Origin of the sequence: Pseudokineococcus marinus (assembly GCF_013004605.1) — a bacterium.
Taxonomy (GTDB): domain Bacteria; phylum Actinomycetota; class Actinomycetes; order Actinomycetales; family Quadrisphaeraceae; genus Pseudokineococcus; species Pseudokineococcus marinus.
On the sequence record NZ_JABEMA010000520.1, the window covers coordinates 1 to 1,390 of the forward strand.

Annotated in this window: 2 protein-coding genes and 1 pseudogene; 2 read left to right on the plus strand and 1 reads right to left on the minus strand. The window is 77.0% G+C overall.

Translation table 11 applies throughout. The features are described from left to right. Positions 1-204 precede the first annotated feature (204 nt). Both HLB09_RS17150 and HLB09_RS17155 read left to right on the plus strand, forming a co-directional pair. Entirely contained in the window at positions 205-633 is a 429-nt protein-coding gene (locus HLB09_RS17150; protein WP_171204495.1) for a response regulator, read from the plus strand. Beyond that, positions 630-1,145: a chemotaxis protein CheX gene (locus tag HLB09_RS17155; RefSeq protein WP_171204496.1), complete on the plus strand. Its 516-nt coding sequence runs from the start codon at positions 630-632 to the stop codon at positions 1,143-1,145. Before HLB09_RS17150 ends, HLB09_RS17155 begins: the two co-directional genes overlap by 4 nt. A gap of 58 nt (positions 1,146-1,203) precedes the next feature. Here the strand turns inward: HLB09_RS17155 and HLB09_RS17160 are convergent. Beyond that, positions 1,204-1,390: pseudogene (locus HLB09_RS17160) on the minus strand (alcohol dehydrogenase); the annotation flags it as partial.

Consider the following 1,390-nt stretch of genomic DNA (forward strand, 5'->3'; position numbering starts at 1 on the left):
CGTCGTGCCCGGCTCGCCGCGCCGGCTGCTCGCACCGCCCCCGGGCGGGCGCCCACCCGCCCCGCCACCACGGGCGGCGCCACCGCACCCGTCGGCGGCCGCCTCTCGGACGGACGCCCGACCGGACGCCCGGACGCACCCCACCAGCGCACGACCTCGGACCGCAGCCCCCGGCGGCCCACGACCCGACAGCGGAGGAACTCGATGATCGCCCTCGTGGTGGACGACTCCCGTGCGATGCGCCGCATCGTCAGCGGGGTCCTGCGCCGTGCCGGGATGGACGTGCTCGAGGCGGGTGACGGCCAGGAGGCCCTCGACGTCCTCGAGCGCCACCTCGCCGCCGGCGGGGACGTGCCCGACATCGCCTGCATCGACTGGAACATGCCCGTCATGGACGGGCTCCAGCTCGTCACGACCGTCCGCCGCCGGCGCGAGCTGCGCTCGATGGCGCTCATGATGGTGACGAGCGAGTCCGAGCAGTCGCAGGTCGTCAAGGCCCTCGCGGCCGGGGCGCACGAGTACCTCTTCAAGCCCTTCACGCCCGAGGCGCTGCTCGGCAAGCTCGAGCTGCTGGGCCTGGCGCCCGCCCCGGTGGGGGAGCCCGCGACGGCGGGGGGTGCGTCGTGGTCGTGAGCGAGACGTCCGTCGTCACCGGCCCCGACGCCCCGACCGCCGTCACCGCGGAGGACCTCCTCGGCCTCGTCGGCGACCTCTGGCGCTCGGTGTCCGCCGACCCGGAGGTCGATGACGCGCCCGTCGAGGCGGGGTGGCACCCGGCCGGGAGCCGCCTCTTGCGGTCGACGATCGGCATCGAGGGCTCCTGGGAGGGCGACCTCGTCGTCAGCTGCGCGCCCCTCGCCGCCGAGCGGTGGGCCCGCGCGATGCTCGCGATGGACGAGGACGAGGTCGTCGGCGAGGCCGACGCCCTCGACGTCCTCGCGGAGATCGCCAACGTCGTCGGCGGCGCGGTCAAGGCGCACTGCGCCGCCGGCGGGCGGCTCGGGCTGCCCGACGCCGACGTCGTGGAGGCGCACGACGGGCCGCCCGCCGCGCCCGAGCTCCTCGTCGCGGTCGGGATGACGTGGCCCGACGCGCCCCTCGGCGACGACGACGCCCTCTTCTCGCTGGCGCTCATCTCCCGCTGACCCGGGAGCGCCGCGCCGCCCACCGGCGCCGCCGCCCGCGAGGGCGGCGGCGCCGGGCTCAGCCCTCGTCGGGCCAGACGACGCCGACCTTGCCGCCGGCGGCGGCGTCGGCGGTGCGGTAGGCCTCGGCGGCCTCCTCGAGCGGGAACGTCGCGGTGACGAGGCGCTCGGGGTGCAGGTCCCAGCGCACGAGGTTGTCCAGGAGCTCGCCCATGCGCACGGTCGAGGTCACCCACGAGCCGTGC